Here is a 25,161-nt window from a genome sequence, read left to right as displayed (position 1 = left end):
CCGCATCGCAGGACGAACAGCCATGGCCATCGGTTTCAAGATCCACCCGCGCACCCGCACGGTCGAGCCCGCCACCGTCGAGAAGTTCAGGGCCATCGCGGTCGCCAACATCAGCGACTCCATGAACCGCATGGCGCATGGCGGGCCGCGCCTCAGGCCGCTCCATGCCGGCGGCGTCATGTCCGGCGTCGCGCTCACCGTCAGGACGCGGCCCGGCGACAACCTGATGGTGCACGCCGCCCTCAACCGCGCGAAGGCCGGCGACGTCCTCGTCATCGACGCGGGCGGCGACCTGACCAACGCCCTCATCGGCGAGCTCATGCTCTCGCAGGCCCAGCATGTCGGCGTCGCCGGCGTGGTCGTGAACGGCGCGGTGCGCGACTACGGCTGGATCCGCTCCGGCAGCTTCCCGGTCTTCGCCGCCGGCGTCACCCACCGCGGCCCCTACAAGAACGGCCCGGGCGAGGTGAACGCCACCATCGCCATCGACGGCATGGTGATCGAGCCGGGCGATCTCATCGTCGGCGACGATGACGGCTTCGTCTGCGTGCCCTTCGACCGGACCGAGGAGGTCTTCGCCGCCGCCGACACGAAGCAGCAGGGCGAGGCGAAGACCATGGCGGCGATCAAGGCCGGCACCGTCGACCGCTCCTGGGTCGAGCGCGCCCTCGCGGAGGCGGGCTGCGAGGGGATCTGACCTCGCGAGATCCGGCCGGCTCACCCGTCCTTGCTTCGCTCACGCTCGCAACGACGAGACGACAACACAGCAAAGGGAGAAAGGGCGATGACCGTCGAAGAGCACGCTAAGCATCCGCTCGAGACGGCGACGATGCGCCGGGTCATCATCCGGCTCGTCCCGTTCCTGATGCTCTGCTATTTCTGCGCCCTGCTCGACCGGGTGAACGTGGGCTTCGCCGCCCTGCAGATGAACAAGGATCTCGGGTTGACCCCGGCCATGTTCGGCTTCGCGGCGAGCCTGTTCTTCGTCTCGTACTTCCTGGTTGAGGTTCCGAGCAATCTCGCCCTGCAGAAGGTCGGCGCCCGGCGCTGGATCGCCCGCATCATGATCACCTGGGGCTTGGTCACCATGGGCATGGCCCTCGTGACCGGTCCCCACTCGCTCTACGCGATGCGCTTCATCCTGGGCGCGGCCGAGGCCGGCTTCTTCCCCGGGGCCATCCTCTACCTGACCTACTGGCTGCCGAGCGCGTACCGGGCGCGGATCCTGGCGACCTTCACGGTCTCGATCCCGCTCGCGACCTTCCTCGGCTCGCCCCTTTCCGTGACGCTCCTCGAACTCGACGGGCTGCTCGGGCTCAAGGGCTGGCAGTGGCTCTTCGTGCTGGAGGGTCTGCCGACCGTCTGCCTCGGCATCGCCTGCCTGTTCGTGCTGACCGACCGGCCCCGCGACGCGACGTGGCTCCGCGACGACGAGCGCACCTGGCTCGTCGGGCGCCTCGACGAGGAGGCGGCCAAGCGCCAGCCGATCGGCCACATCTCGCTCTGGCAGCTCGCCCGCAACAAGTACTTCCTGACCATGGCCCTCGTCTGTTCCGGCGCCTCGGCGACGGGGAGCGTCCTGTCTGTCTGGCAGCCGCAGATGATCAAGTCGTTCGGGCTGACGAACCTGCAGACCGGCTTCGTCAACGCGATCCCCTACGGCATCGCCACGGTCCTGATGGTGCTCTGGGGCCGCCACTCCGACCGCCAGGGCGAGCGGCGCTGGCACACGGCGATCCCGCTGCTGCTCGCCGCCTCCGGCTTGGCGTACCTCAACCTCACCGGCGGCATCGCCACGGCCGTCCTCGCCGTGTCCTTCGCCCTCGTCGGCGCCTACGCGTTCAAGGGGCCGTTCTGGGCGCTCTCCGCCGGCTGGCTCTCGCCGGGGACGCTGGCGGCCGGACTCGCCGGGATCAACGCGATCTCGAACCTGATCGGCGGCGGCCTGATGGTGAACGTGGTCGGCCTCGTGAAGGACGCGACCGGCAGCTTCCCCCTCGGCATGCTCCCGGTCGCGGCGCTCGACGCCGCCGCCGCGCTCAGCGTGATCCTGATCAGCCGCGCCCATGCCCGCGAGGCCCACGCCGCGGCGCTGCCCGCCTGAGCCACCTCCCACGCGTCCACACCGAGGACACGCGATGTCGTTCTTCGCTCCCCCGCCGGCCGTGACGGCCGAGATCTTCACGCGTCTGCCCGACCGCTTCCGCAAGGTTCGGCCAACAGCCTGGGCGAACGCCAACCGGGGCGGCCACGCCATCGACTCCTTCCTGGAAGGACCCGTCTTCGACCGGGCCGGCCGCCTCTACGTCACCGACATCCCCTTCGGCCGGATCTTCCGCATCGACCAGGCCGGCGAATGGGACCTCGTCGCCGAATACGACGGCTGGCCCAACGGGATGAAGATCCACCGAGACGGCCGGATCTTCATCACCTGCTACAAGCGCGGCCTGATGCTCCTCGATCCCGACACGGGGGCGGTGACGCCGTTCCTGGACACAGCGGGCTCGGAGGGCTTTCGCGGGGTCAACGACCTGACCTTCGCGAAGACCGGCGACCTCTACTTCACCGATCAGGGCCAGACCGGGCTGCAGGATCCGACCGGCCGGGTCTACCGCCTGCGCCCCTCCGGCGAGCTGACCTGCCTCGTGGACACGGTGCCGAGCCCGAACGGCATCGTCATCGACGATGCCATGGGCAGCCTGTTCGTGGCCGTGACCCGTGCCCAGCAGATCTGGCGCATCCCCCTGAACGCCAGCGGCCTCGTCGCCAAGGTCGGCGTGTTCGCGCAACTGCACGGCGGGCTCGGCGGCCCGGACGGCATCGCGCTCGATGCCGAAGGCTGCCTGATCGTCGCCCATACCGGGTTCGGCTCGATCTGGCGGCTGTCGCCGGTCGCCGAGCCGCTGCTGCGGGTGAAGTCCCCCGCCGGAATCTCGACCACCAACGTCGCCTATGGCGGCCCCGACGGGGCGATCCTGTTCATCACCGAATCCCAGACCGGCAGCATCCTGACGGCGCGGATGCCGGCCCCCGGCCAGACCCTCTTCTCGCACCACTGAACGGACCGGACGGATGATCCCCTCGACGACCCGCCGCGCGCATCTCGCGGCCCTGATGGCCGGCGCCGCGATCGGTGCCGGGCTGCGGCCGGCCTCGGCCCAGACCGTGCCGTGGTCCTCGGGCACGGATCGGCCGACCTTCGCCGTGCCGCCGGGCGCCACGGACTGCCACCACCACATCTACGATGCGCGCTTCCCGGCCGCGCCCGGCGCCACCCTGCGGCCGCCGGATGCCAGCGTCGCGGATTACCGCCTCCTGATGCAGCGCCTCGGCATCGCCCGGCACGTCGTGGTGCAGCCCTCGACCTACGGGGTCGACAACGGCCTCCTGGTCCAATCCCTGAAGGCGTTCGGGCCGACCGCCCGGGGCATCGCGATGCTCGACGCCTCGGTCACGCCGGAGGAACTGAAGCGCCTGGACGCGGCCGGCAGCCGCGGCGTCCGGTTCGGGACACGCCTGCCGGGCGGCGCACCGATCACCGACATGGCGCCGGTCGCCCGCAAGATCGCCGACCTCGGCTGGCATATCCAGCTGGTCTCCGACGGCGACAAGATCGTGGAACTGGCCGACAGCCTGAAGGGCCTGCCGGTCCCGGTCGTCTTCGACCATATGGGCCACCTGCCCGAGCCCGCCGGCCCCGACCATCCGGGCTTCAAGGTCATCGCCAACCTGATCGAGACGCACGGCGCCTGGGTGAAGCTCACCGGCGCCTACATTCTCTCGAAGGTCGGACCGCCGAGCTACGCCGACCGGAGCCGCCTCGCCCGCGCCTTCGTGCAATGCGCCCCCGAGCGCCTCGTCTGGGGCAGCGACTGGCCGCATCCGACCTCCCCGGCCGACGCGAAGCCGGACGATGCCGTGCTCCTCGACCTCCTGGCCGGCTGGGCCCCCGACGAGACGGTGCGGAACCGGATCCTCGTGTCCAACCCGGCCAAGCTCTACGGCTTCTGATTCGATCCCCTGGAGTGAGGATCACGCACATGCGCGGCCAAACCCGATCCCGGCGCACCATCCTCAAGGGCGGGGCGACGCTCGCTCTGGCCGCGGCCGCCGGCCTGCGTCACCGCCCGGCTGGCGCAGCGGAGGACTTCCCCTTCTCGTCGGGGACGGAGGCACCGACGACCGCCGTTCCGCCGAACGCCTGCGACTGCCACATCCACATCCTGTCGACCCGCTTCCCGGCCTCGCCCCACTGGAAGGGCCAGCCGGTGCTGGACAGTGACGTCGCCGCCTACCGCCGCTTGCAGGCGCGCCTCGGGACCAGCCGGGTGGTGGTGGTGACGCCCTCGACCTACGGCACCGACAACCGCGCGACCCTCGACGGCGTGGCGCAGTTCGGTCGTTCGGCCCGCGCGGTGGTCGTGGTCGATCTCGACATCGCCGAGGCCGAGCTCCGGGCCATGGCGGCCCAGGGCGCGGTGGGCATCCGCGTGAATTTCGGCACGCCGCAATCCTGGGGACCGACCACCGCCGAGCGCCTGGAGGCGATGGCCCGCAAGGTCGAGCCCCTTGGCTGGCACGTCCAGATCTACGCGACCGGCGACCAGATCGCTCTTTTGGAGCCGGTGCTACGGCGCCTTCCGACGCCCCTCGTCATCGATCACCTGGCGCGGCTTCCGCCGGACCGGGGCGTGGATCATCCCGCCTACGCCGTGGTGCGTGGGCTGCTCGACGGCGGTCGCACGTGGATGAAGCTGTCGGGCGCCTATCTCAACACCGCCAGCGGACCGCCCGCCTACGCCGATGCCACGGCAGTCGCGAAGTCCTTCGCGGCGGCGGCCCCGGAGCGGATGGTCTGGGGCAGCGACTGGCCGCACCGGGGCGAGAAGCACATGCCGGACGATGCCCGGCTGCTCGACATTCTGACCGCATGGGTGCCCGACGACCGAGCGCGGGCGCGGGTTCTGGTCGACAATCCTGCGGAGCTCTACGGGTTCGCCTGAATAGGCGTGTCGATCCCGCTCAGGACGGGAGCCCTGGTAATCGGTTTCACTTTCCGCGGCTGTCCATGCCGAACCGGACGTCGAAATCGCCCGCGAAGCGGCCAGCAGTACAGACGGTTATCGGATCCGAGGAGCAGCCGGACGTTCGCGCGGTACTCGGGGCCGGCTCAGCTCGCGGCATCGAGGGCCTGCTGGCGGATGCGAAACGCGAGTTGCTTCAAGGCGACCGCGCACGCATTGGTCACGTGGAGCCGGGCCAGCTGCTCCGCTTTCGCGGCATCGCGGGCCCGAAAGGCTTCGACGAGGGCATCGATCTCGGCCAGACTGTGCGGTAGCCGCTCAGGATGCATCAGGGATGTCGCGCGCAGCAGATTGATCCGGGAGTAGAAGCCGCGCAGGATCTCGCGGACGAGCGCATTCCCGCAATGGCTGAGCATGACATCGTACAGGGCGCCCTTTGCCCGCAAGACGCGATCCGTGTCGCCGCTATCAGCCGCCTCGCGCAGATGCCCGGCTGCCTGCCCGAATTCCGCGATCGCCGCGTTCGAGGCTTGAGCCGCGAATTCGTGCGCCGCGTAGCCCTCCAAGACGGCGCGCAGCGCGTAGAGCTGACGCGCTTCCTCCACCGAGATCGATGCCACGACCGGGCCTTTGTGCGGCACCGTATGGACGAGCTTCTCGGCCTCCAGCTTGCGCAGAGCCTCACGCACGGAGGCGCGGCTGACGCCAAGCCCCTCGCACAATTCGCGCTCGATCAGCCGCTCGCCCGGCGCGTAGACGCCCGAGGTGATCGCCTCGCGGACGGCGTCCTCGACCTTCTGGCGGAGCGTATCCGGCTGGATGGCCCTGATCTTGTTCATCGCTTGGCGTTCGCGGACCGACGTCGAGCTAGACGGGTGACATGGTGCACCGTCGGGTGGCAAGGCATGCCCCCCGGGACGTGCTTCGTCGCGCCCGTCATCCGGCCGGCCAGTCCGGCCATCAGCCCCGGCGCCGTGCGGCCAATTCGTCGCGCAGGATGGGCGCGGCCAGTTCCGCACCGTGCATGCCGATCAGGCTGACGATCTCGAGAACCTCCATGAGTTCCTCCTTGGTCGCCCCGTAGCCGAGCGCGTTCTTCATGTGCATCTTCAGGCCCGGCACGTAGAGATGGGTCGCCGCCGCGTCGAAGGCGCAGTAGACGAACTCCTTCATCTTCGGGGTCAGGACGCCGTGACGCCAGGGCCAGGCCGAGAAGTCGAGATAGCCCTCGAACAGGTCGGGATCGAGTTCGAGGAGACCGTCCCAGAACGCGTGCCAGTAGCCCCGGTCGCGGGTGAAGTCGGATTTCAGCCGCTCCTGCCGCGGCGTCAGCGGTGCGGGGCCGCTCCGCTGGCCGGCTTCCTCCAGCACCTCCAGCAGCAGCGGCACGCCGATGTTGCAGGCGTGGATGCCGAGGGTCGCCGTCAGCGCGAGAACCTCCGTGATCTCGTCGGCCGTCGCGCCCGCGTCGAGGGCGTTGCGAATCTGGCGACGGGTCCCGGGCGCGTAGAGATGCGTCGCGGCGGTCGCGGCCGAGAGCGCGATCAGGGCGCGGTCCTTGGCGCCGAGATGGTTCTTGCGCACCGGGACCGTCGCCAGCCGCGCCCAGGCGTCGAGGAAGCCCGGGGCCAGCTCGGCCAAGGCCGCCTGCTCGGCGTCCCAGTAGCCGAGCTGCTCCGTTACCGTGTGCCGAAGGGTGTCCGGGTTCGGCGCGGTCCCGGTCATGCCGTGGCTCCGGCGTAGTCGGCCTCGATCACCTCGTCCTGCCAGTCGGTCTTGCCGAGCGAGATCGCCGTGTGGAGCAGGTAGCTGTCGGCGGCCGCGCCGTGCCAGTGCCGCTCGTCCGCCGGGATCCAGACGGTGTCGCCCGCCCGGATCGGCTGCGCCTTCTGGCCCGCGACGCAGATCCAGCCCTTGCCGGCGGTCACCTGCAGGATCTGGCCCTGCGCGTGCGCGTGCCAGAAGGTCCGCGCACCGGGCGTGAAGAAGACGTTGTTGATCATCACGCCGCCCGTCGACGGCATCACCGGGTCGGCCCAGACCTGCCCGGTGAAGGTCGGCCCGCGGCTCTCGGACTTCGCGCTGGTCTCGCGACCGTGGAAGATCTGCATCGTATCCTCTCAGTTCTCGTGTCGGTTGCCGTGGAGCCGGACGCCGCCGGAGACGTCGCCGATGGCGTCGACGACGCGGTTGGAGATGACGTCGCCGTAGCCGAGCGCCGTGGCGAGGCCGAAGCTCGCCATCGGGCCGGACGCGTTGAGGGAGGCGACGCCGAGTTCGTGCAGGAGATCGGTGTAGAGGACGACGTCCTTGGTCATCAGCTTGCCGGTCAGGCCGCCTTCCAGGTAGTCGCCGTCCACGATCTTGGGGAAACGGTTCAGCGTCGCGAAATTGACGCCGCTGGAGGCGTTCAGCACCTCCAGGAGCCGGTGCAGGTCGAGCCCGGCCTTCCGGCCCGCGACCATGACCTCCGCGGTGGCCGCGAGGCTGACCGCATTCAGGAAGTTGTTGAGCAGCTTGGTCGTGTGGCCGGCACCGGAAGCACCCATCACGACGACCTTCTGGGCGATCGGCGCGAAGACCCAGTCCAGCCGGTCGATCACCGCCGGATCGCCGCCGACCATCAGGGTCAGCGTGCCCTTCTCGGCCGCGGCGGCGCCGCCGGAGATGCCCGCGTCCACGTAGGCGACGCCGCGCTCGGCCAGCGCCGCGGCGATGCGGCGCGTCGAGCTGGCGGAGGCCGTGCTCAGGTCGACGACGATCTGCCCGTCCCGGCAGCCCGCCAGGACACCGCCCTCGCCGAGCACGACGCGCTCGACCACCTTGCTGTCGGGCAGGGACATCAGGACCACGTCCGCTTCACCGACGACCGCGGCGATCGAGGCCGCGTCCGTCGCGCCCCAGCGCGAAGCGGCCTCCCGGTCGGTGTCGAAGCCGACCACATCGATCCCCGCCCCGGTCAGGCGGCGCGTCATGCGGCCGCCCATGTTGCCGAGCCCGATGAAGCCGATCCGGTTCTGGTGCATGCTGCGTCCTCCGCGCGGCGTCCGGCTCAGTGGCCGGTGCCGAAATCGACGTCCCTGGTCTCCGGCCCGATCAGTGCGCCCACCGTGCCGATTACGCCACCGACGATCAGCAGGGCCACGGGCGTCAGCGCGAGCGGCATCAGCGCGCTCAACCAGTCCATGTAGAAGGCGTAGAAGGACGGGATCACCACCGAGAGGCTGAAGCCGATACCGAAGCCGGTGGCGCGGACATCCGTGGCGAAGCGCTCGTTGATGTAGGTGACGATGACGCCCCAGGGCGAGGTCACGATCACCGCCAGGAGGCTGACCAGCAGTACGCGGGTGCCGAACGCCATCTCGGGCGTGACCGTCAGCGTGTAGAGGATGTACGCGCCGACGGTCGCGATCAGCGGGCCGACGATCACGAAGAAGCGCCGGCGGCCGATGACCTGCCCCAGCAGGCCGGAGCCGATGTAGCTGAAGAACAGGATCGTGTAGCAGATCATCAGCGTCGCGGTCAGCGCGAAGCCGTTGAGGTGCAGGGTCTTCACCAGCAACCCGGTCGGCATGTAGATCGTGATGATGTTCTGCGTCGTCCAGAAGCCGGTCATCAGCAGCAGGACCTGCAGGAGGTCGCGGCCGCCCTTCCCGGAGAACAGGCCCGCCATGGGCGATGCCTCGGCCTGTTCGGCCCCGGCGGCGGCCTCCTTCTTCCAGACCTCCGATTCCGAGACCTTGTGGACGTAGTAGAGGGCGAGCAGGCCGGCGAGCGCCGCGCCGACGATGAAGGGGATGCGCCAGCCCCAGACCGTGTAGGGCGACCCGGGCCCGTCGAGCGGGAACAGGTAGAACATCAGCATCGTGATGAGGTTGATGCTCACATAGGCGGCCGGGAAGCCCGCGATGATCAGGCCGCCGACGAAGCCGCGCTTGTCCTTCTTGGAATACTCGATGGCGAGCGGCATCGCGCCCGTGTAGCCGCCCCCGAGGAAGATCCCGTCGAGGAATCGCAGCAGCACCAGCAGGATGTACGAGGCGAGGCCGAGCGTCTCGTAGCCCGGGAGCAGGCCGATCAGCAGCGTGATCACGCCGAAGCCCGCCACCGAATAGATCGAGGCGGCCCGGCGTCCGACCTTGTCGGCGATCAGGCCGAAGATGAGGGCGCCGATCGGGCGGCCGAGCAGCGTGGTGATGAACACCAGCGAGGCCAGCACCGTCTCCACTTGGGGAGACAGGTTCTTCGGCTGGAACATGAACATCACCGGTGCCAGCGCGACCACCGGCAGGTAGATGTCGAACATGTCGATGTATTCGGAGAAGAACGCGCCCCGGATGGCGCTCTTGCGCTTCTCCTCGATCGACTGGGACGAGGCCGGGCGCGCGCCCGCTGCGTCCGTTGCCAAGGCTGCCGACGTGACCGTCATGGCGTCTCCCTCCCTGTGATCGTGCCGCGCATTTTTTGACTGCGTCGGTCCGTGTGCGGGCTCGCGCCCGCGCATGCGTTCGCGGGATCAGCGCCCGCCGGCGTGTTCCTCGTCCCACGCGGCGATCGCCGCGGAGGCGGTCCGGAAGGCGGCCAGGGCCGCCGGGGCGCCGCAATAGACGAGCGCCTGCATCAGCACGGCCTGGATCTCGTCCCGGGTCACGCCGTTGTTGAGCGCGCCTTTGACGTGGACGCCGAGCTCGTGATGCTGGTTCATCGCCGTCAGCATCGCGAGGTTGAGCATGCTGCGGGTCTTGAACGGCAGCGTCTCGTCGCCCCAGACCGCGCCCCAGCAATACTCGGTCACCAGGCGCTGGACCGGGCGGTTGAACGCGTCGGCATTGGCCCAGGACTTCTCGACATGGGCGGCGCCGAGGACGGTCTTGCGGTTCTCGAAACCCTGGCCGAACAGCTCGCTCTCGTCGGACATCTGATTCTCCTGGTCGGGGCCGACGCGCGCGGGCGCCGGCCGCATCGCGCGGGGCGGTTCAGTCGAGGCCGAAGCCGATCATCGCCTTGGTCTCGAGGTATTCCTGGAGACCGGCCTCGCCCCATTCCCGGCCGTTGCCGGACTGGCGGTAGCCGCCGAACGGCGCGTGGACGTCCGGGGGCGGGTAGTTGATGTGGACCTGGCCGCCGATGAGCCGCCGCGCCACGGCGCGCGCCCGGTCGCGGTCCCGCCCCTGGACGTAGGCGGCGAGCCCGTAGCGCGAGCCGTTGGCGATCGCGATCGCCTCGTCCTCGCTGTCGTAGGCGAGGATCGACAGGACCGGGCCGAAGATCTCCTCCCGCGCGATGGTCATGTCGGGCGTCACGTCGGCGAAGATTGTCGGGCGGACGTAGAAGCCGCGGTCGAGGTGGTCCGGCCGGTCCGGACCGCCGGCGACGAGCCGCGCGCCCTCCGCGATGCCGGTGCGGATCAGGCCGACGACGCGCTCGTACTGGGTGCGGTTGACCACCGGGCCGAGATCCGTCTCGGGGTCCGCGGTCGGGCCGAGCCGGAAGTCTGCCGCCGCCTCGGCCGCGATGGCGGCCGCCTCGTCCATCCGGGCCCGGGGCACGAGCATCCGCGTCGGGATCGAGCAGGACTGGCCGGAATTGGTGCAGCAGGCCGCGACGCCGCGCCGGACCGCCTGATCGAAGTCGACGTCCTCCAGCAGGATGTTGGCGGACTTGCCGCCGAGTTCCTGCGCGACGCGCTTGATGGTCGGGGCCGCCGCCCGGGCGATCTCGATCCCGGCGCGGGTCGACCCGGTGAACGAGACCATGTCGATCCCCGGATGGGCGGCGATCGCGGCGCCGACGCCGGGGCCTTCCCCGTTCACGAGGTTGAACACGCCCGGCGGCACGCCCGCGTCGTGCAGGACCTGCGCGAACAGCATCGCGCTGACCGCCGAGTACTCGCTGGGCTTGAGCACCATCGTGCAGCCGGCCGCGAGCGCGGGGGCGATCTTCACGACGATCTGGTTGATCGGCCAGTTCCAGGGGGTGATCAGGCCGCAGACGCCGATCGGCTCGCGCCGGATCCGGGTGGTGCCGCGATCCTCCTCGAAGGCGAAGCGCTCCATCACCGCGATGAGCGCGTTGAGGTGCGCCGGTCCCCGCGCCGCCTGCCCCTTGCGGGCGAAGCCGATGGGCGAGCCCATCTCCTGCCGGATCGTTTCGGCGAAGGTCTCGAACCGCTCCTCGAAGAGCGCCAGGATCCGGCGCAGCAGCGCCACGCGTTCGGCGGGCGCCGTCTCCGAGAAGGCCGGGAAGGCGGCGCGGGCCGCGCGCACGGCCCGGTCGACATCCTCGGCATTGCCGAGCGCGAGGGTGCCGAACGCCGTCTCGGTGGCGGGGTCGATCAGCGGGAACGGCCGGGCCGCGACCGGCTCGACCCAAACGCCGTCGATGTAGAAGCGGCTCAGGTCCGGGAGCGCCATCGTGTCAGGCTCCCTCGGCCAGCAGGCGGTACATCTCGGTGTGGTCGGCCGCGGGCCCGACCCCGCCGGCGATCGCGTGCCAGGTCTCGATGCAGTGCCGGCCGAACCCGAGCGGGTAGTCGACCGATTGGGCCAGAGCTCCGGCGATGCCGAGATCCTTGTCCATCAGCTTCAGCGAGAAGCCCGAGGCGAAGCTGCCGCTGAGCATGAACTGCTTGACCTTGTTCTCGGAGGTGTTGCTGCGCCCGGACGAGGCGTTGAGCACGTCCGTCATGGCCTCCGGCGCGATGCCGAAGCGCTGCGCCACGTGGAGCGCCTCGACGGTGGCGAGCAGGCCCGCGGCGGAGACGAAATTGTTCAGCGCCTTGGCGGCATGGCCCGACCCGGCCGGGCCGATATGCAGGACGGATGAGCCCATCGCCTCCAGCACCGGCCGCCAGCGGGCGAGGAGATCCGCCTCGCCGCCGACGAGGATCGCGAGCGTGCCGTCCACCGCCCGCCGCACGCCGCCCGAGACCGGCGCGTCGAGATAACCGAGCCCCTTCCCGGCGAGCGTCTCGCCAAGCGCCCGGGACCGCACCGGCTCCGATGAGCTCATGTCGATCACGGTGGCGCCGGCCGGGAGCGCGTCGGCCCAGCCCTCGTCAAGCAGCACCGCCTCCACGATGGCCGAGTTCGGCAGCATCGTGATCAGCAGGTCGAGCCCGGCCGCATTCTCCCGCGTGAGCGCCGTCGCGCCGAGGTCCCGGGCGAGCGCGTCGGTCCGGGCCGTATCCGCGTCGAGCAGGCGGAGCGCGTGCCCCGCCTTGGCGAGGCACCGGCTCATGGGGTCGCCCATCATGCCGAGGCCGACGACGCCGATGGTTCTCTGTTCCATGCCGTAAATGTCCCTCTGGGCGATCACCCGACTGGCGTCGCGTGTGCCCGTCAGCGCAGGGCGGAGAAGTCCGTGGGGGCGAGGAAGGTGTTCTCGATCCGGGCGACGATCGGCCGGTCCTTCTCGGTCTCAGCGCGGGCGGCGATCCAGTCCGGATCGGCCTGGAAAGCGTTCCAGCGCGCCTCGCGCTGGGTCATGTCGTCCCACTTGAGCAGGTAGGTGAGCGCGTGGTTGTCGGGACCGACGAGCGTGGTCCAGAAGCCGATCTGCTCGATGCCGTATTTCTGGAAAAAGCCGAGCGTCGTGGAGCGGAACCGCTCCAGCAGGGCCGGCAGTCGTGTCGGGGCGCAGTAGTAGACGCGCATCTCGACGATCATGGAATCCTCCGGTCAGTAGGTCGGTGAGGCAGTCGGTGGCTGGTCGACGCGCACGATCCAGCCTGCGGCGTCTTCGAACGCCTGCGGGTAGATCGCGAGAACCTGCGGATCGTGACCCGGGACGATGTGATCCTCGGACTCGGCCAGACGCCGGACCGTCCGGTAGCCCTCGAACATGTCGCCGACGTTGTAGACGATCGGATAGGCGAGCCGGCGGCCGATATTGGCGAAGAAGTGCGCGGCGTCGGAGGCCAGCACGACCCAGCCGCGGGCGGTCCTGACCCGGACGATCTGTAGGCCGTCCGAGTGGCCGCCGATCCGGTGGAGGGTAATCCCCGGATAGAGCGTGTCGGTCGCCTCGCGGAAGCAGACGCGGTCCTGGAACAGCCGGTCCACCATCGCCTTCACGTCCTCGGCGGCGAAGGGGTGGCGCACCTCCGGGTGGCACATGCACCGGCCGGTGCAGAAGGCCATCTCGCGTTCCTGGACATGGAAGCGGGCGTTCGGAAACAGGTCGTGGTTTCCGGCGTGGTCGTAGTGCAGATGGGTCAGGACGACGTCTTCGACCTTTCGCGGGTCGACGCCGATCCGCGCCAAGCCCTCCTCGATCGGCCTGACGATGTTGCGACCTCGTTTCATGGCCATCGCTCGGTCGAAGCCCGTGTCGACAACGACTGTCCTGGCGCCTCCACGAATGACCCAGACAAAATAATCGATCGGCATCGGACCGTCGTGGATATCCCCGCCGATGAAGTTCTCGCGGGCCATACGGTGATGATGAGCGTATTTGATCGCGTAGATCTCGAAGATCTCAGCGTCCATGCGGGCGTTTCCTTCAGGCGGCCAATTCGCTCGGCTCTCCCTCGCGGATGCGTGCCATCCGCAACCGCTAAAGAGCATTTCGTCAGACAATCTGTCAATCAGTCATTTTGGTTCTGAAGTGGGATCGGTTCTCGGGGTTGACCGGGCTTCCCAGAGTTTCGGCAACCGAGATCTCGGTCCGGTCCTGCGTGCATGACAGGACCGCCAAGTCTGACGCGGCCGCGTGTTGAGCCAGCATCCCCGTGGAGGGATTGGTGAAACGCCGTCGGCGCACCGACGCCGCTCAGGATCGGGGACGCTCTCAAATGCGCACCCCATCAGCGAACTCTGGATCGTTCGCGGACGGACATGCATCCGGCCGGCTCTGCGCACGGTGAGGACAACCCATTGAAGCAGCGCGGATTGATGAGCGCGCCGCTGTGATCGACGACGGCATGGGCCGGATAACCCGGCACGTGCGCGCCTCGGCCAACCTGCTCCGTCTGCGCTAAGGTCAAAGATGCTTTGGAAAAAGAGCCATGAAAGACGGCGAAGTTTAAAAGTAGCGAACCGACTTGATCATGCCTTCCCGCTACGAATACATCAGCTTTCGAGCAAGTTGTCTGGATCTGGGCCGACCCTGCAATTTCCGTTTCGTTTTTCTTGGATCTCAGCAGGGCGCGTAGGTCACGATCTGGCTGAACGCCGACCCAAGATCGAATTGACTGCCCCGGGCTTCGCGCGGCGTCGCCTGCAAATCCTGAGCTTGACGATCCATCAGCCCTGGGACTCGCTCGACCCGCCTCCTCGCTGCCCTGAAAGTCGCGGGGTCCGGAACAGATTTGTATCGGCAGCTTGAGGCCGCCGCGCCTCACAAGCTTGCCGGCAAAGCGAGCCACATCGTCAGCGCCATCAGCGCATGTGCGTGTCGAACATCCTTATTGGAAGCGATCCAAAGTCTGGCTGATCTTGCACGTTGCTCACGGTTCCGCTTGCCGCCCGAGGCGGATTGTGCAGATTGTCGCGCCGGACGCTGCCCGACATGAGTTGATCCGCCGACGCATGAGCCTCACCGTCGACCAGATCCTCGCGCTCGCCCCGGACGCGTCGAGCCGCAAGGCGGGCCAAGGTCTGGCGAAGCCCGCGACGTGGAGCGGGCTCGGCCGGGCGGGCGCGGCGATCTTCGGCGAGGTGAAGGGCAGCGGCGCGAGCCCTTACCGCACGGTCGCCGATCCCGCGAAGGCGACCTCGAAATGCACCTGCCCGAGCCGCAAGTTCCCCTGCAAGCATGCCCTCGGGCTGATGCTGATCGACGCCGCGACGCCGCTCCCGGAGGTCCCGCCGCCGGACTGGGTGAGCGCCTGGATGGCCGGGCGCGAGAACCGCGCCGCGGCCGCAGAGAGCCGGGCTCGCGAGCCGGATCGGCCGGTGGATCTCAAGGCACAGGCCAAGCGGCGGCAGGCGCGCGCCGACCGCGTCGCCGCAGCGTTGGACGAGCTCGATCTCTGGCTCTCCGACCTGATGCGCCGGGGGCTCGCGGCAGCGCGTGCCGAGCCCTACGCGGTATTCGACCGGATGGCCGGTCGGCTCGTGGATGGACAGGTGCCCGGCCTCGCGCGGCGGGTGCGGGCCCTGCCAGGGCTCGCAGCCGCGGGCCCGGTACCCGGCGCGCCCAAACCCGAGGCGGCGCTGGCGCTGGCCGTCGGCCAGATCGCCCTCCTCGTCCGTGCCGCGCGTCGCCTCAGCCTTCTGGACCCCGAGCAGGCTGCCGGCGTCCGCGCTGCGCTCGGCCTGCCCGTGACGGCGGAGACCCTGGCGACCCGCCCGGGACACGACGATGACTGGGCGGTGCTCGCCCATTCGGTCGAGGAGGAGGATCGGCTCGTCGCCCGCTCGGTCTGGCTCGCGGGCCGCCGCACGGGCGCCGTCGCGCAGGTGATCGCGTACGGGCCGCCGGGGACGCCGCTTCCCGAGACCCCCGCTGCCGGCCAGGACTTTTCCGGTACGCTCGCCTTCCATCCCGGCGATCCGGCCCTGCGCGCGGTCCTGCGCGACGGGAGGCCCGTCGCGGCGGCGTCGGTCGCGCTGCCGGGGGGCGGCACGGTCGAAGTAGCCCGCGACGTCTTCGCCGCGGTGCTGGCACGGGCGCCCTGGACTGAGCGGTGGCCCCTGCGCCTCTGCGGCGTTCGCCTCGGGCGCCTCGCGGACGATTCGGCCTTCGCGGTCGGGGACGCCACCGGCTGCCTGCCCCTGCGCGCATCACCGCACCTGCCGGCACTCCTCGCCGTCGCGGCAGGACATCCGGTGGACCTGTTCGGCCTGTACGACGGGATCGGACTCGCGCCCCTGGCGCTGGTCGCGCACGGGCGGCTCTACACGGTGCCGCCCCAGGAGATGCGTCCGATCCTGCTTCAGGCGGCCTGATGGAGGCCGTCGCCGCGTCGGATCCGGATTGGGATGCAGCCCTGGCCGCTGCACTGCTTGGCGCCGACCGCGTTCCATCCGCCGCGTCGAACGCCCCGCTGCCCGGCCTCGATCCCGTCGGCGCGCCGGGAGGCGCCCTCCTGGCGCAGATCGCCGTGCAAGGCCTTGTCCACCGTGCCGCCGCCGGCCTCGGACCGGAGGCCCTGCGGGCCGCACCGGAGCGGCCGGTGGACGGCCCGGAATGCCCGCCGGCCGCGGCGCGACGCCTTCAGGCCCTCTTGGCTGCCGGATCGTCCGCGGAACCGCGGCGGCGGGAGTGGTTCGCGCTCGCCGCGGAGGCCGGCCTTCGCGCCCCGTCCTGGTTGCATGCGGAACTCGCGGGCGTGCGCGGCGGCGAGGCCGCGCTGGCCCGATCCATCGCCGGTGCGGAACTCGACTGGCTCGCGCGAGCCTGCGGCGCGGAGATCGCCGCGCCGGACGCGGCCGCGGCTGCGGCCGAAGGCGAGGCTGAGAACAGGGTCGATGACTCACCCGCCGATCGCTATCGGGCCCTGATCGCCCTCCGCCAACGCGATCCGGACGGTGCTCGCGACGCCCTGGTCTCCGGCTTCAAGGCCGAGAAGGCGAAGCTGCGCGCCCAACTCCTGTCGGCCCTCGACGAGGGCCTGAACCCCGCGGATGAGCCGTTCCTCGAAGGCTGCCTCGACGACCGTGCGGCCGAGGTGCGCGCCTGCGCGCAAAGGCTGCTCACGCGTTTGCCAGGCTCACGGCTGGGGGCTCGCATGGCCGAGCGGGCCCGGACGGCCCTCGCCATCGAGAGCCGGCGCCACCTCCTCATCCGCACGCGGCACGCGCTCGTCGTCACCTTGCCAGAGGAGGCGCCGGACCTGGTCCGCGACGGGATCGAGCCGAACGCCTACGCGCGCGACGACGGCGGCCGGCGGGCCGGGCTGCTCCGCGACATCCTGGCGGCGGCGCCGCTCGGCGCCTTCGCCGACCACCCGCCGCGGCTCTGGGTCGATCTCGCCCTGCAGAGCGAGTGGTCGATCCCGCTTCTCGAAGGCTTTCTCCGCTGCGTCAGCCGGGAGCGCGACCCGGTGTGGATCCACGCCATGGCCGAAGGCCTGTTCATGGCCTGGAACGGGCGCCTGCCGGGCGTGAAGCGGGCCGACGCGCTCACCGACCTGTGGGCAAGGAGCGTGGGCTTGATGCCGGCCCCGGCGTGGGAGGAGGCCGTCGCGTCCCTGCTGCACAGCCACGGGGTCGGCGCGCTCCCGCTGCTCGCCAAGGCACCGCCGCACTTCTCACCCACGTTCACCGACGCGCTGATGTCGTGGATCGCCGCCGTCAGCCGCGGCACCGGCGCGGCGCAGGAGGCCCTCACACGCGCCTGGATCATCGGGCGCTTCGGCAACAGCGCGGCCCCGACCGAGCGGGCCGCTGCGGCGGCCGCGTCGATCCTCGCCGGGCTGCCGGAAGGGGAGGGCAGTCGCCTGCGCGGGCAACTCGCCAGCTTGGCCGAGACCCTGGAACTGCGCGCCGCCATGCGGCGCGAGTTCGGTAACCAGATCGCGGAGGGGAGGGCGCTTCGGACATGACGACGGACGTGACGCAGACGCAGCAGGGTGGGGCGCGGCTGCGCCAGGCTGCCGAGGATGCCTTCGCCGAGGAGATCGCGGCGCTCAAGGCCGCGGACGACCGGCCGCGCCCGCCGAACTGGCTGCTCTCCCCCCAGGCGGTCGTCACCTATCTGCTCGGCGGCCGTCTCCGCTCCGGATTCGAGGTGACGCCGAAATACATCGGCGAGCGGCGCCTGATGGAGGTGGCGGTGGCGACGCTCGCCACCGACCGGGCGCTCCTGCTCCTCGGCGTGCCCGGCACGGCCAAGAGCTGGGTCAGCGAGCACCTCGCCGCCGCGATCTGCGGCACATCGCGGCTGATCGTGCAGGGCACGGCGGGCACGAGCGAGGAGGCGATCCGCTATGGCTGGAACTACGCGCTGCTGCTGGCCAAGGGGCCGAGCCGGGAGGCGGTCGTCGCGTCGCCGATCATGCGGGCCATGGAGGCGGGGACGATCGCCCGCGTCGAGGAGCTGACCCGGATCCCGTCCGAGACGCAGGACAGCTTCATCACGGTCCTCTCGGAGAAGACCCTGCCGATTCCCGAACTCAACGCGGAGGTGTCGGCCCGGAAGGGCTTCAACCTTATTGCCACGGCCAACAACCGCGACCGCGGTGTCAACGAGCTGTCCAGCGCCCTGAAGCGCCGCTTCAACACCGTGGTGCTGCCGCCGCCCGCCACGATCGAGGCGGAGATCGCGATCGTGGAGACCCGCGTGGCCTCGCTCGGCCGCGCCTTTGAGATCCCGGCCGAGCCGCCGGGCGCCGACGAGATCCGCCGCGTCGTCACGATCTTCCGCGAGCTGCGCGAGGGTGTCACCGAGGACGGCAAGTCCAAGGTGAAGCAGCCTTCCGGCACGCTCTCGACGGCCGAGGCGATCAGCGTCGTCGGCAACGGCCTCGCGCTCGCCGCCCATTTCGGCGACGGCCGGCTCTCGGCGGAAGACCTCGTGTCGGGCATCGCGGGCGCCGTGGTGAAGGATCCCGTGCAGGATGCGGTTGTCTGGCGGGAGTATCTCGAGACCGTGGTCAAGGAGCGCGAGGGCTGGCGCGACTTCTACCGCGCCGCCCGCGCGAGCGCGTGAGCGGGGGTCGATGCCCGACATCCGCCTCTTCGGGATCCGCCATCACGGGCCGGGCTCCGCGCGCTCGTTGGCGGCGGCCCTCGACGCCTTCGTCCCGGACTGCGTCCTGATCGAGGGGCCGCCGGACGCGGACAGTCTGATCCCGCTCGCCGCGCAGGCCGGCATGGCGCCGCCGGTGGCGATCCTCGTCTACCGTCCGGACCGGCCCCGCGACTGCGCGTTCTTCCCCTTCGCGGGATTCTCCCCCGAATGGGTCGCGCTGCGCCACGGGATCGCGGCGGGCGCGGCAGTGCGCTTCATCGACCTGCCGCACGCGATCCAGCTCGCGGACGGGTTCGGCAAGCCGGCGGAAGAAGACTCCGCGGAGGCGGTGCCGGGTGAGGCGCCCGACGGGGCCGGGCCGCCCGGCGCGGCCGTCGCGTCGGCGGAGGCGGCTTCGGCCGCGCTGCGGCGCGACCCGCTGGGCGAACTCGCGCAGGCCGCGGGCTACCCCGACGGCGAGCGCTGGTGGGACGCCTTCGTGGAGAGCCGTTCAGGCACCGACGCGGACGTGTTTGCCGCCATCGGAGAGGCGATGGCGGCCCTGCGGGCGACGACCGGGCCGGAGCCGCGGGAGACCGGATCGGAGCCGGATGCCCGCGAGGAGGCGCGCGAGGCGCATATGCGCGGCGCCATCCGCCGGGCCGGGCGAGACGGCTTCGCGCGGATCGCCGTCGTGTGCGGCGCATGGCACGTGCCGGCCCTGGCGCGCCACGATGCGCGGGGGCAATCCGCCGCCGATGCCGCGACCCTCAAGGGACTGCCGAAGACCAAGGTCGCGAGCGCCTGGGCGCCCTGGTCCTACGAGCGGCTGGCCACCGCGAGCGGCTACCGCGCGGGCGTGCTCTCCCCCGAATGGTACGACACGCTCTGGAACCACGGGGAGCAGATCGCGTCCCGCTGGCTGGCGCGCGCCGCCGCGCTGCTGCGCGCGGAGGATCTCGACGCCTCGCCGGCCTCGGTGATCGAGGCCGCGCGCCTTGCCGACGCGCTCGCCGGCCTCCGCGGTCGGGCCCGCCCCTCCCTGGAGGATCTCGACGAGGCCGCGCAGGCGACGCTGTGCTTCGCCGACCCCGCGCCGATGGCGCTGATCCGGCGCAAGCTGGTGATCGGCGAGCGCCTCGGCGCCACGCCGCCGGACAGCCCCGGTACCCCCGTCGAGATGGACTTCGCGCGGGCTTGCAAGAGCCTGCGCCTGAAGCCCGGCTCGGATGCGGGCGAGATCGTCCTCGACCTGCGCAAGGAGACCGATCTCGCCCGCAGCCACTTCCTCAACCGGCTCGCGCTGCTCGGCATACCCTGGGGCACCCGGCGGACGGCGCGCGGGCGGGGCACCTTCAAGGAGGCGTGGTTCCTCAGCTGGCAGCCCGAATGGGTGGTGGACCTCGTGGCGGCTTCGGCGGATGGCGGGACGGTGGCCGAGGCCGCCGCCGCGCAGGTGACCCGCCGGGCCAAGGAGGCGACCCGGGTCGCCGACCTCGCGGCGCTTATCGGAACCCTCCTCGACGCCGATCTGGCGGAGGCCACCGCCGCGGTGATCGGGGCGATCGAGGACCGCGCCGCCCTGTCGGCCGACGTGTTCGACCTGATGGAGGCCCTGCCGCCGCTCGCCGAGCTCGCCCGCTACGGGTCCGTGCGCAGTGCCGACACCGCCCCCGTGCGCGCGGCCGTGCGCGGTCTGGTGCCGCGCGCCGCTGCGGGACTGGTCGCCGCCTGCCAGAGCCTCGACGACGACGCGGCCGCCGCCGCCAAGGCGCGCATCGCCGCCGTCACCGGCGCGCTCGCCCTCCTCGACGATCCGGAGCTCACGGATCCCTGGCGCGAGGCGCTCGGGGCGCTCGCCGACCAGGAGCACGTGCATGGCCGCGTCGTCGGCCGGGCCGTGCGCCTGCTCTTCGACGCGCGGGTCCTCGACGCCGCGCAGGCCGGTGCGCGCCTCGGCCGTGCCCTGTCGCGCGCGGCCAGTGCCGCCGCGGCCGCCGCCTGGATCGAGGGCTTTCTCGAGGACAGCGGCACGGCGCTGCTCCACGGGCAGGACCTGCTCGCCGTCCTCGACAACTGGCTCTGCGCCCTGGACGAGGAGCATTTCACCGAGCTCCTCCCCCTGCTGCGCCGCACTTTCGCGACGATCCTGCCCGCGGAGCGACGCGCGATCGGGGCCGTCCTGGGCAATCCGGGACGCGCGGGCGCGGGAGAGGCGCTGCCCGGTCGCTTCCACGATGCCGCGCGGGCCGCGACGGTCATGCCGATCCTGCGCCTGCTGTTCGCGCCCGTGCCGGCGGAGTCCGGCCTGGAGACGCCGGAGGCGGCCCCATGAGCGAGACCGAACGCCTGCGCCGCTGGCGCCTCGTCCTGGGCGGCGGCCCGGCGGAGGGGACGGGCCACGCCCTCGCGGAGCGCGACCTGCGCCTCGATCGGGCGCTCGGCGCCCTCTACGATTCCGACCGCCAGGGCGGACTGGGCTCCTCGGCCCCCTCCGTACCGCGCTGGCTCGGCGACATCCGCGACTATTTCCCCGCGGCCGTCGTGCAGGTGATGCAGCGCGACGCCCTCGACCGGCTCGACCTGAAGCGCATGCTCACCGAGCCCGAGATGCTGGAGGCGGTGGTCCCCGACGTCGCCCTCGTCTCGACACTGATCTCGATGCGCGGGGTGCTGTCCGGCCGCACCAAGGAGACGGCCCGCCTCGTGGTCCGCAAGGTCGTGGACGCGCTCCTCGCCAAGCTGGAGGAGCCGCTGCGGCAGGCGGTCAACGGCGCCATCGACCGCGCCAGCGTCAACCGCCGTCCCCGCCACGCCGAGATCGACTGGAACCGGACGATCCGCGCGAACCTGCGCCACTATCAGGCCGAGTACCGCACGATCATCCCCGAGACGCGCCTCGGCCACGGCCGCAAGAGCCGCGGCTCGCTCAAGGACGTGATCCTCTGCATCGACCAGTCCGGCTCGATGGCCAACTCGGTGGTCTATTCCAGTATCTTCGGCGCCGTGATGGCATCGCTGCCCGCCGTCGCGACCCGGCTGGTGGTCTTCGACACGGAAGTCGTCGATCTGACCGACGACCTCGACGATCCCGTGGAGGTGCTGTTCTCGGTGCAGCTCGGCGGCGGCACCGACATCAACCGGGCCGTCGGCTACTGCGCGTCGCGGATCACGCGGCCGGAGGACACGGTGCTGGTGCTGATCTCCGACCTTTACGAGGGTGGGGTGGAGGCCGGCCTGCTGGCGCAGGCCCAGCGCCTCGTGGCGTCGGGCGTGCAGGTGGTGGCGCTGCTGGCGCTCTCCGACGAGGGCGCGCCCGCCTACGACCGGTCGCTGGCGGCCCGCCTCGCCGCCCTCGGCGTGCCCGCCTTCGCGTGCACGCCCGATCTCTTCCCGGACCTCATGGCGGCCGCGATCCGAAAGGCGGACCTTGAGGCCTGGGCGGCGTCGGCCGGCATCGCGGCGGTGGCGGCCGATGCCGGTCCCCGCACCGCGTGACCGCGACCCGGTGGCGAAAGCGGGACTGCGCGAGCAGCCCCCAGGGTGCAAGCCGTACGGCTCTGTACACGCCCTGGACCGTCGAGGCCGGCCCGCTCACCTCCACCCTGAGGTTGCGCCGCGCCGCCCTGCTCGACGGCTTCGCCGGGACGGTGGCGGCCCTACGCGGCGAATCCGAACCGCCACTGACCTGACGCGGCACCGGCGCATACCCCCTACGCGCAGAGCAGCGGCTGGACGCAATCGCTCAATACTTGTCCATCAGAACCGCCTCGATCCCGTAGCGCACCAGCCGCTCCCGCGATCTGATGCCCGAGCGGATCCGATGAGCCACCTCGAAGGCGATGTGGTTCGCGATGATGTACCGCGGGATCATGGGATAATCGGCGCAGTATCCGGCCAATGCGTCGACCGCCTCTCTGTGCGCTTCGACCGCGAGACGAATATCGGTTGGCGACATTGCGTTTGTCCTCTTGGCGTCCTCCTGACAGGATGGCTTGAAGCTGAGGCGCGATCCGGCAGCCTTGATCTCCGTCAAGTCAGGGCCCGGACTGGTGGCACTGCGCTGCCGCGCAGGGGGCGCTGGCGGATGGTGCGTGTCCGCTCAGGCTGAAGGCGTCGACGTTGCGCTAGATCAACGCCCATCGGCGCGGGGCGGGCAGAGTCCGCGGCATACTCCGCGAGAAACCTCCCGGAGGAATGCCAGGAGGGACGCGATGATCGACAAGGATCTTCGCCGCGACGTGCTCGACGAGCTCGACTTCGAACCGAGCCTCCAGGCAGGCGACATCGGTGTGGCGGTGGCTGACGGTGTCGTCACCCTTACGGGCCACGTCGGAAGCTATGCCGAGAAGGTGGCGGCCGAGCGCGCCGTGCGCCGGGTGCGGGGCGTGCGCGCCATCGCCCAGGACATCGCGGTCCGTTACGCAGATGACAGGAAGGTCGCCGACGACCAGATCGCCGGGCGGGCGCTGGCCATCATCGACTGGTCGGTGCATCTGCCCAAAGACTGCATCCAGGTGAAGGTCTCGGGTGGCTGGGTGACGCTGACCGGGACGGTCGACTGGCAGTACCAGATGGCCGGCGCCGAGGCGGCGGTTCGGAAGCTGTCGGGCGTGCACGGGGTGACGAACCTGATCGAGGTCAGGCCGCGGATTCCGCCGACGGCGGTCAAGGACAAGATCCTTCAGGCGTTCCGGCGCAGCGCGATGTTCGAGGCCGACGCGATCAAGGTCAGCGTCTCGGGTGACCGGGTCATCCTAGAGGGGGCCGTCTCGGCCTGGGCGGAGCGGGACTCGGCGGAACGCGCGGCTTGGTCGGTGCCGGGCGTGCGCGCCGTCGAGGACCGTATCGTCGCCCTTGCCTGACGCGAGCGTTCCGACAGGCCGAGACCCGACCGGCCGTCGCCTTATCCGCAGACAGCCACGAAGACGCACTATGACGAACGGCCATTCCCGCGAGGTCGGAAAGCCTGACGGCAGACGCGGCCCGCATCACCCCGGGGACGACCAGCTGGCCGGCCGGATCTCCGACCCTGCCGGACGGGGCCTGCAGGACCTTGTGAGGAATCCCAACGCCCTGCGGCAGGCGATGCTGTCGAGACAGCACGAGCGCCCGTCGAGCCGCCGCATGGACAACGGCCGGGATCCGGCCGCGCTGACGGCGTTGTGCGCGGCCGGTGGCGTCGGCTTCGGTTTGGCTGATTTTCAGCCAGCACTGGCATCGGACCGACGACGGCGCGCGCCGGATGAGCCACGGCAGCGAACGGGTAGCTTGGACCCGGCGGGAGATCTGAGACCCCGTCCGGCCCGAGCGGATGTGATGTTGGAATGCAGCCGAAGGAGTTCTTCGCCATGGACGGCTTCGATCATCTCCTGAACTGGAAGCTCCTGCGAGGCTCGCACCGGTTTCCCGGCCCCGACGGCGGCACTTGCATCAACGAGGCGGCCATCGTCGCCTGCGGCTTCCCATACCAACCGGTCGCCTCGGTCAGCCGCATGCCGAACTGCTTCTCGCGTCCGATCTGCCAACTGGCCCTGCGCCTGAACGACGAGGCGACCGATGCGGACCGGCAGCGGCTGCTGCCGTTCGTGACCCGCCTGGCCTGCGCGGATTCGCGCCAAGTGGAGCTGGAGCGCGCCCGGTTTATCGACAGGCGCGTCGGCAACGACCGGATGCATTGGGACCCATCTTCCTTCGACAGGGGGCTCGCCATCCTCGAAGGCGTCCTGGCGATCGGCCGACAGGCGGACCCGCTCGGCATGGACGTGGCGGCGTCCCGGCTGGACGCGGCGCGCGCGCTGGACCAGCTCACGAAGAAGCATATCCGCTCGTTACCTGCAGCCATGAAGGCGTGGTTGGGTCTCGGGAAAGCGAGCGAGACGGAGCCCGAGACGCTCGCGGGCAGCTAGAGCGCGTTCGGCCACCGGGAGCATCGGCTCGATGCTAAGGAGTCCGTCGAGTCAGGACGTTGGAGCCGTTCCCGATCGGGAACGGCTCCAGGCTTGGTGGGGGTCCGAGCGAGGTCCACCGTCAGGTGCGCATCTCTCAGTTGGTGAGAGGCTTGTCGCTCGCCGCGTCAGGCTCAAATTCGGAGAACGCCCTCGCGCCCTCGCGCCCTCGCGCCGCCGCGCGCTCTCCGCCGAACCGGCACCCCTTTCGGCGGAGCGCGCTCGGGCAGCTCCGTGCCGACTACCGCCGAGATCAGCGATCCGCTTCACAGACTGTGCGCGATCACCCCGTTGAACGAGTCCGTTGCGGCGTAATCCCGATCCAGATGGGTGGAGTTCACGTCGTCCTCGCTCAGGCTCGCGGGGAGCTCGCGCTTCATGATGGCTTCGCCTCCTGCTGCCCGCCGATCGTACCCGCCGCTGAAGCTCCAGCCTTGATTCAGCGCAGGGCCGGCCGCTCGTCATCAGGCTTCGGCTCTCGGACGTGAGGGCTCCGGCGCCGCGCAGATGATCGCGACCCTCATCCAGCAGGACGGTGCAGGCCGCGGTCGGCGAGCATCGGAGCGGCGGAG

24 protein-coding genes are annotated in these 25,161 nt (G+C 70.6%); 13 read left to right on the top strand and 11 right to left on the bottom strand.

Annotation, left to right across the window (positions count from 1 at the left end; genetic code table 11):
* Positions 1-22 precede the first annotated feature (22 nt).
* The 5 genes from ACLBX9_RS14450 to ACLBX9_RS14430 all read left to right on the top strand — a co-directional run bounded on the left by ACLBX9_RS14450 (position 23) and on the right by ACLBX9_RS14430 (position 5,003).
* On the top strand, positions 23-697 hold the full coding sequence (locus ACLBX9_RS14450) for an RraA family protein (RefSeq protein ID WP_447719411.1): 675 nt from the start codon (positions 23-25) through the stop codon (positions 695-697).
* Between the two features lie 87 nt (positions 698-784).
* Entirely contained in the window at positions 785-2,104 is a 1,320-nt protein-coding gene (locus ACLBX9_RS14445; protein ID WP_447719410.1) for an MFS transporter, read from the top strand.
* 34 nt (positions 2,105-2,138) lie between these two features.
* Positions 2,139-3,059, top strand: a complete 921-nt coding sequence (locus ACLBX9_RS14440) for an SMP-30/gluconolactonase/LRE family protein (protein ID WP_447719409.1) — start codon at positions 2,139-2,141, stop codon at positions 3,057-3,059.
* Between the two features lie 13 nt (positions 3,060-3,072).
* On the top strand, positions 3,073-4,011 hold the full coding sequence (locus ACLBX9_RS14435; protein WP_447719408.1) for an amidohydrolase family protein: 939 nt from the start codon (positions 3,073-3,075) through the stop codon (positions 4,009-4,011).
* Between the two features lie 29 nt (positions 4,012-4,040).
* Complete coding sequence (locus ACLBX9_RS14430; RefSeq protein ID WP_447719407.1) at positions 4,041-5,003, top strand: amidohydrolase family protein; 963 nt, start codon at positions 4,041-4,043, stop codon at positions 5,001-5,003.
* Between the two features lie 167 nt (positions 5,004-5,170).
* On the opposite strand, the gene ACLBX9_RS14425 is transcribed toward ACLBX9_RS14430, so the two are convergent.
* The 10 genes from ACLBX9_RS14425 to ACLBX9_RS14380 all read right to left on the bottom strand — a co-directional run bounded on the left by ACLBX9_RS14425 (position 5,171) and on the right by ACLBX9_RS14380 (position 13,513).
* Complete coding sequence (locus ACLBX9_RS14425; protein ID WP_447719406.1) at positions 5,171-5,863, bottom strand: GntR family transcriptional regulator; 693 nt, start codon at positions 5,861-5,863, stop codon at positions 5,171-5,173.
* A 121-nt stretch (positions 5,864-5,984) separates the two neighbouring features.
* Positions 5,985-6,749: a carboxymuconolactone decarboxylase family protein gene (locus ACLBX9_RS14420; RefSeq protein ID WP_010683018.1), complete on the bottom strand. Its 765-nt coding sequence runs from the start codon at positions 6,747-6,749 to the stop codon at positions 5,985-5,987.
* Positions 6,746-7,135 (bottom strand): cupin domain-containing protein, encoded by a 390-nt coding sequence (locus ACLBX9_RS14415; protein ID WP_447719405.1) that lies wholly within the window; start codon positions 7,133-7,135, stop codon positions 6,746-6,748. Before ACLBX9_RS14415 ends, ACLBX9_RS14420 begins: the two co-directional genes overlap by 4 nt.
* A gap of 9 nt (positions 7,136-7,144) precedes the next feature.
* The gene (locus tag ACLBX9_RS14410) at positions 7,145-8,080 is read right to left on the bottom strand and encodes an NAD(P)-dependent oxidoreductase (protein ID WP_447719530.1); all 936 of its coding nucleotides are present in this window, start codon (positions 8,078-8,080) and stop codon (positions 7,145-7,147) included.
* Positions 8,077-9,453 (bottom strand): MFS transporter, encoded by a 1,377-nt coding sequence (locus ACLBX9_RS14405; protein WP_447719404.1) that lies wholly within the window; start codon positions 9,451-9,453, stop codon positions 8,077-8,079. The genes ACLBX9_RS14410 and ACLBX9_RS14405 overlap by 4 nt, the downstream gene beginning before the upstream one ends.
* A gap of 87 nt (positions 9,454-9,540) precedes the next feature.
* Positions 9,541-9,942 (bottom strand): carboxymuconolactone decarboxylase family protein, encoded by a 402-nt coding sequence (locus ACLBX9_RS14400; RefSeq protein WP_010683022.1) that lies wholly within the window; start codon positions 9,940-9,942, stop codon positions 9,541-9,543.
* A gap of 58 nt (positions 9,943-10,000) precedes the next feature.
* Entirely contained in the window at positions 10,001-11,437 is a 1,437-nt protein-coding gene (locus ACLBX9_RS14395) for an aldehyde dehydrogenase family protein (RefSeq protein WP_447719403.1), read from the bottom strand.
* Positions 11,438-11,441: 4 nt separating this feature from the next.
* Positions 11,442-12,314, bottom strand: coding sequence for an NAD(P)-dependent oxidoreductase (locus ACLBX9_RS14390; RefSeq protein WP_447719402.1), 873 nt, complete (start codon positions 12,312-12,314; stop codon positions 11,442-11,444).
* Positions 12,315-12,364: 50 nt separating this feature from the next.
* Entirely contained in the window at positions 12,365-12,691 is a 327-nt protein-coding gene (locus ACLBX9_RS14385; RefSeq protein ID WP_447719401.1) for an NIPSNAP family protein, read from the bottom strand.
* 12 nt (positions 12,692-12,703) lie between these two features.
* Entirely contained in the window at positions 12,704-13,513 is an 810-nt protein-coding gene (locus ACLBX9_RS14380; protein WP_447719400.1) for an N-acyl homoserine lactonase family protein, read from the bottom strand.
* Between the two features lie 1,041 nt (positions 13,514-14,554).
* Between ACLBX9_RS14380 and ACLBX9_RS14375 the strand changes: the two genes are divergently transcribed.
* Genes ACLBX9_RS14375 through ACLBX9_RS14350 form a run of 6 tightly spaced genes read left to right on the top strand, consistent with a single transcriptional unit; the run spans position 14,555 to position 22,333 of the window.
* The gene (locus tag ACLBX9_RS14375; protein ID WP_447719399.1) at positions 14,555-15,916 is read left to right on the top strand and encodes an SWIM zinc finger family protein; all 1,362 of its coding nucleotides are present in this window, start codon (positions 14,555-14,557) and stop codon (positions 15,914-15,916) included.
* Positions 15,916-17,514, top strand: a complete 1,599-nt coding sequence (locus ACLBX9_RS14370) for a DUF5691 domain-containing protein (protein ID WP_010683029.1) — start codon at positions 15,916-15,918, stop codon at positions 17,512-17,514. The genes ACLBX9_RS14375 and ACLBX9_RS14370 overlap by 1 nt, the downstream gene beginning before the upstream one ends.
* The gene (locus ACLBX9_RS14365; RefSeq protein WP_010683030.1) at positions 17,511-18,620 is read left to right on the top strand and encodes an ATP-binding protein; all 1,110 of its coding nucleotides are present in this window, start codon (positions 17,511-17,513) and stop codon (positions 18,618-18,620) included. Before ACLBX9_RS14370 ends, ACLBX9_RS14365 begins: the two co-directional genes overlap by 4 nt.
* Positions 18,621-18,630: 10 nt before the next feature.
* Positions 18,631-20,976, top strand: coding sequence for a DUF5682 family protein (locus ACLBX9_RS14360; RefSeq protein WP_447719398.1), 2,346 nt, complete (start codon positions 18,631-18,633; stop codon positions 20,974-20,976).
* Positions 20,973-22,139 carry a VWA domain-containing protein gene (locus ACLBX9_RS14355; protein WP_447719397.1) on the top strand — a complete coding sequence of 389 codons (1,167 nt, stop codon included), beginning with the start codon at positions 20,973-20,975 and terminating at the stop codon, positions 22,137-22,139. Before ACLBX9_RS14360 ends, ACLBX9_RS14355 begins: the two co-directional genes overlap by 4 nt.
* Positions 22,136-22,333, top strand: a complete 198-nt coding sequence (locus ACLBX9_RS14350) for a hypothetical protein (protein ID WP_447719396.1) — start codon at positions 22,136-22,138, stop codon at positions 22,331-22,333. The genes ACLBX9_RS14355 and ACLBX9_RS14350 overlap by 4 nt, the downstream gene beginning before the upstream one ends.
* A gap of 53 nt (positions 22,334-22,386) precedes the next feature.
* Here ACLBX9_RS14350 and ACLBX9_RS14345 read toward each other — a convergent pair whose 3' ends face one another.
* Positions 22,387-22,677 (bottom strand): hypothetical protein, encoded by a 291-nt coding sequence (locus tag ACLBX9_RS14345; protein WP_158168856.1) that lies wholly within the window; start codon positions 22,675-22,677, stop codon positions 22,387-22,389.
* Between the two features lie 178 nt (positions 22,678-22,855).
* On the opposite strand from ACLBX9_RS14345, the gene ACLBX9_RS14340 reads away from it, so the two are divergent.
* Positions 22,856-23,506, top strand: coding sequence for a BON domain-containing protein (locus ACLBX9_RS14340; protein WP_010683034.1), 651 nt, complete (start codon positions 22,856-22,858; stop codon positions 23,504-23,506).
* A gap of 486 nt (positions 23,507-23,992) precedes the next feature.
* Positions 23,993-24,550 (top strand): hypothetical protein, encoded by a 558-nt coding sequence (locus ACLBX9_RS14335; RefSeq protein WP_447719529.1) that lies wholly within the window; start codon positions 23,993-23,995, stop codon positions 24,548-24,550.
* Positions 24,551-25,161 lie beyond the last annotated feature (611 nt).

This window comes from Methylobacterium sp. A49B, assembly GCF_053346215.1.
The sequence above is the reverse complement of the archived record's forward strand: the minus strand, read 5'-3'. Positions and strand labels throughout refer to the sequence as shown.

What these genes read in the sequence shown, in the direction of transcription:
- ACLBX9_RS14375 (WP_447719399.1), top strand. Translation starts at nt 14,555, where the DNA reads ATGAGCCTCACCGTCGACCAGATCCTCGCGCTCGCCCCGGACGCGTCG.
- ACLBX9_RS14405 (WP_447719404.1), bottom strand. Translation starts at nt 9,453, where the DNA reads ATGACGGTCACGTCGGCAGCCTTGGCAACGGACGCAGCGGGCGCGCGC.
- ACLBX9_RS14385 (WP_447719401.1), bottom strand. Translation starts at nt 12,691, where the DNA reads ATGATCGTCGAGATGCGCGTCTACTACTGCGCCCCGACACGACTGCCG.
- ACLBX9_RS14430 (WP_447719407.1), top strand. Translation starts at nt 4,041, where the DNA reads ATGCGCGGCCAAACCCGATCCCGGCGCACCATCCTCAAGGGCGGGGCG.
- ACLBX9_RS14395 (WP_447719403.1), bottom strand. Translation starts at nt 11,437, where the DNA reads ATGGCGCTCCCGGACCTGAGCCGCTTCTACATCGACGGCGTTTGGGTC.
- ACLBX9_RS14380 (WP_447719400.1), bottom strand. Translation starts at nt 13,513, where the DNA reads ATGGACGCTGAGATCTTCGAGATCTACGCGATCAAATACGCTCATCAT.
- ACLBX9_RS14370 (WP_010683029.1), top strand. Translation starts at nt 15,916, where the DNA reads ATGGAGGCCGTCGCCGCGTCGGATCCGGATTGGGATGCAGCCCTGGCC.
- ACLBX9_RS14435 (WP_447719408.1), top strand. Translation starts at nt 3,073, where the DNA reads ATGATCCCCTCGACGACCCGCCGCGCGCATCTCGCGGCCCTGATGGCC.
- ACLBX9_RS14335 (WP_447719529.1), top strand. Translation starts at nt 23,993, where the DNA reads ATGGACGGCTTCGATCATCTCCTGAACTGGAAGCTCCTGCGAGGCTCG.
- ACLBX9_RS14355 (WP_447719397.1), top strand. Translation starts at nt 20,973, where the DNA reads ATGAGCGAGACCGAACGCCTGCGCCGCTGGCGCCTCGTCCTGGGCGGC.
- ACLBX9_RS14365 (WP_010683030.1), top strand. Translation starts at nt 17,511, where the DNA reads ATGACGACGGACGTGACGCAGACGCAGCAGGGTGGGGCGCGGCTGCGC.
- ACLBX9_RS14340 (WP_010683034.1), top strand. Translation starts at nt 22,856, where the DNA reads ATGATCGACAAGGATCTTCGCCGCGACGTGCTCGACGAGCTCGACTTC.
- ACLBX9_RS14400 (WP_010683022.1), bottom strand. Translation starts at nt 9,942, where the DNA reads ATGTCCGACGAGAGCGAGCTGTTCGGCCAGGGTTTCGAGAACCGCAAG.
- ACLBX9_RS14450 (WP_447719411.1), top strand. Translation starts at nt 23, where the DNA reads ATGGCCATCGGTTTCAAGATCCACCCGCGCACCCGCACGGTCGAGCCC.
- ACLBX9_RS14445 (WP_447719410.1), top strand. Translation starts at nt 785, where the DNA reads ATGACCGTCGAAGAGCACGCTAAGCATCCGCTCGAGACGGCGACGATG.
- ACLBX9_RS14425 (WP_447719406.1), bottom strand. Translation starts at nt 5,863, where the DNA reads ATGAACAAGATCAGGGCCATCCAGCCGGATACGCTCCGCCAGAAGGTC.
- ACLBX9_RS14420 (WP_010683018.1), bottom strand. Translation starts at nt 6,749, where the DNA reads ATGACCGGGACCGCGCCGAACCCGGACACCCTTCGGCACACGGTAACG.
- ACLBX9_RS14415 (WP_447719405.1), bottom strand. Translation starts at nt 7,135, where the DNA reads ATGCAGATCTTCCACGGTCGCGAGACCAGCGCGAAGTCCGAGAGCCGC.
- ACLBX9_RS14440 (WP_447719409.1), top strand. Translation starts at nt 2,139, where the DNA reads ATGTCGTTCTTCGCTCCCCCGCCGGCCGTGACGGCCGAGATCTTCACG.
- ACLBX9_RS14360 (WP_447719398.1), top strand. Translation starts at nt 18,631, where the DNA reads ATGCCCGACATCCGCCTCTTCGGGATCCGCCATCACGGGCCGGGCTCC.
- ACLBX9_RS14390 (WP_447719402.1), bottom strand. Translation starts at nt 12,314, where the DNA reads ATGGAACAGAGAACCATCGGCGTCGTCGGCCTCGGCATGATGGGCGAC.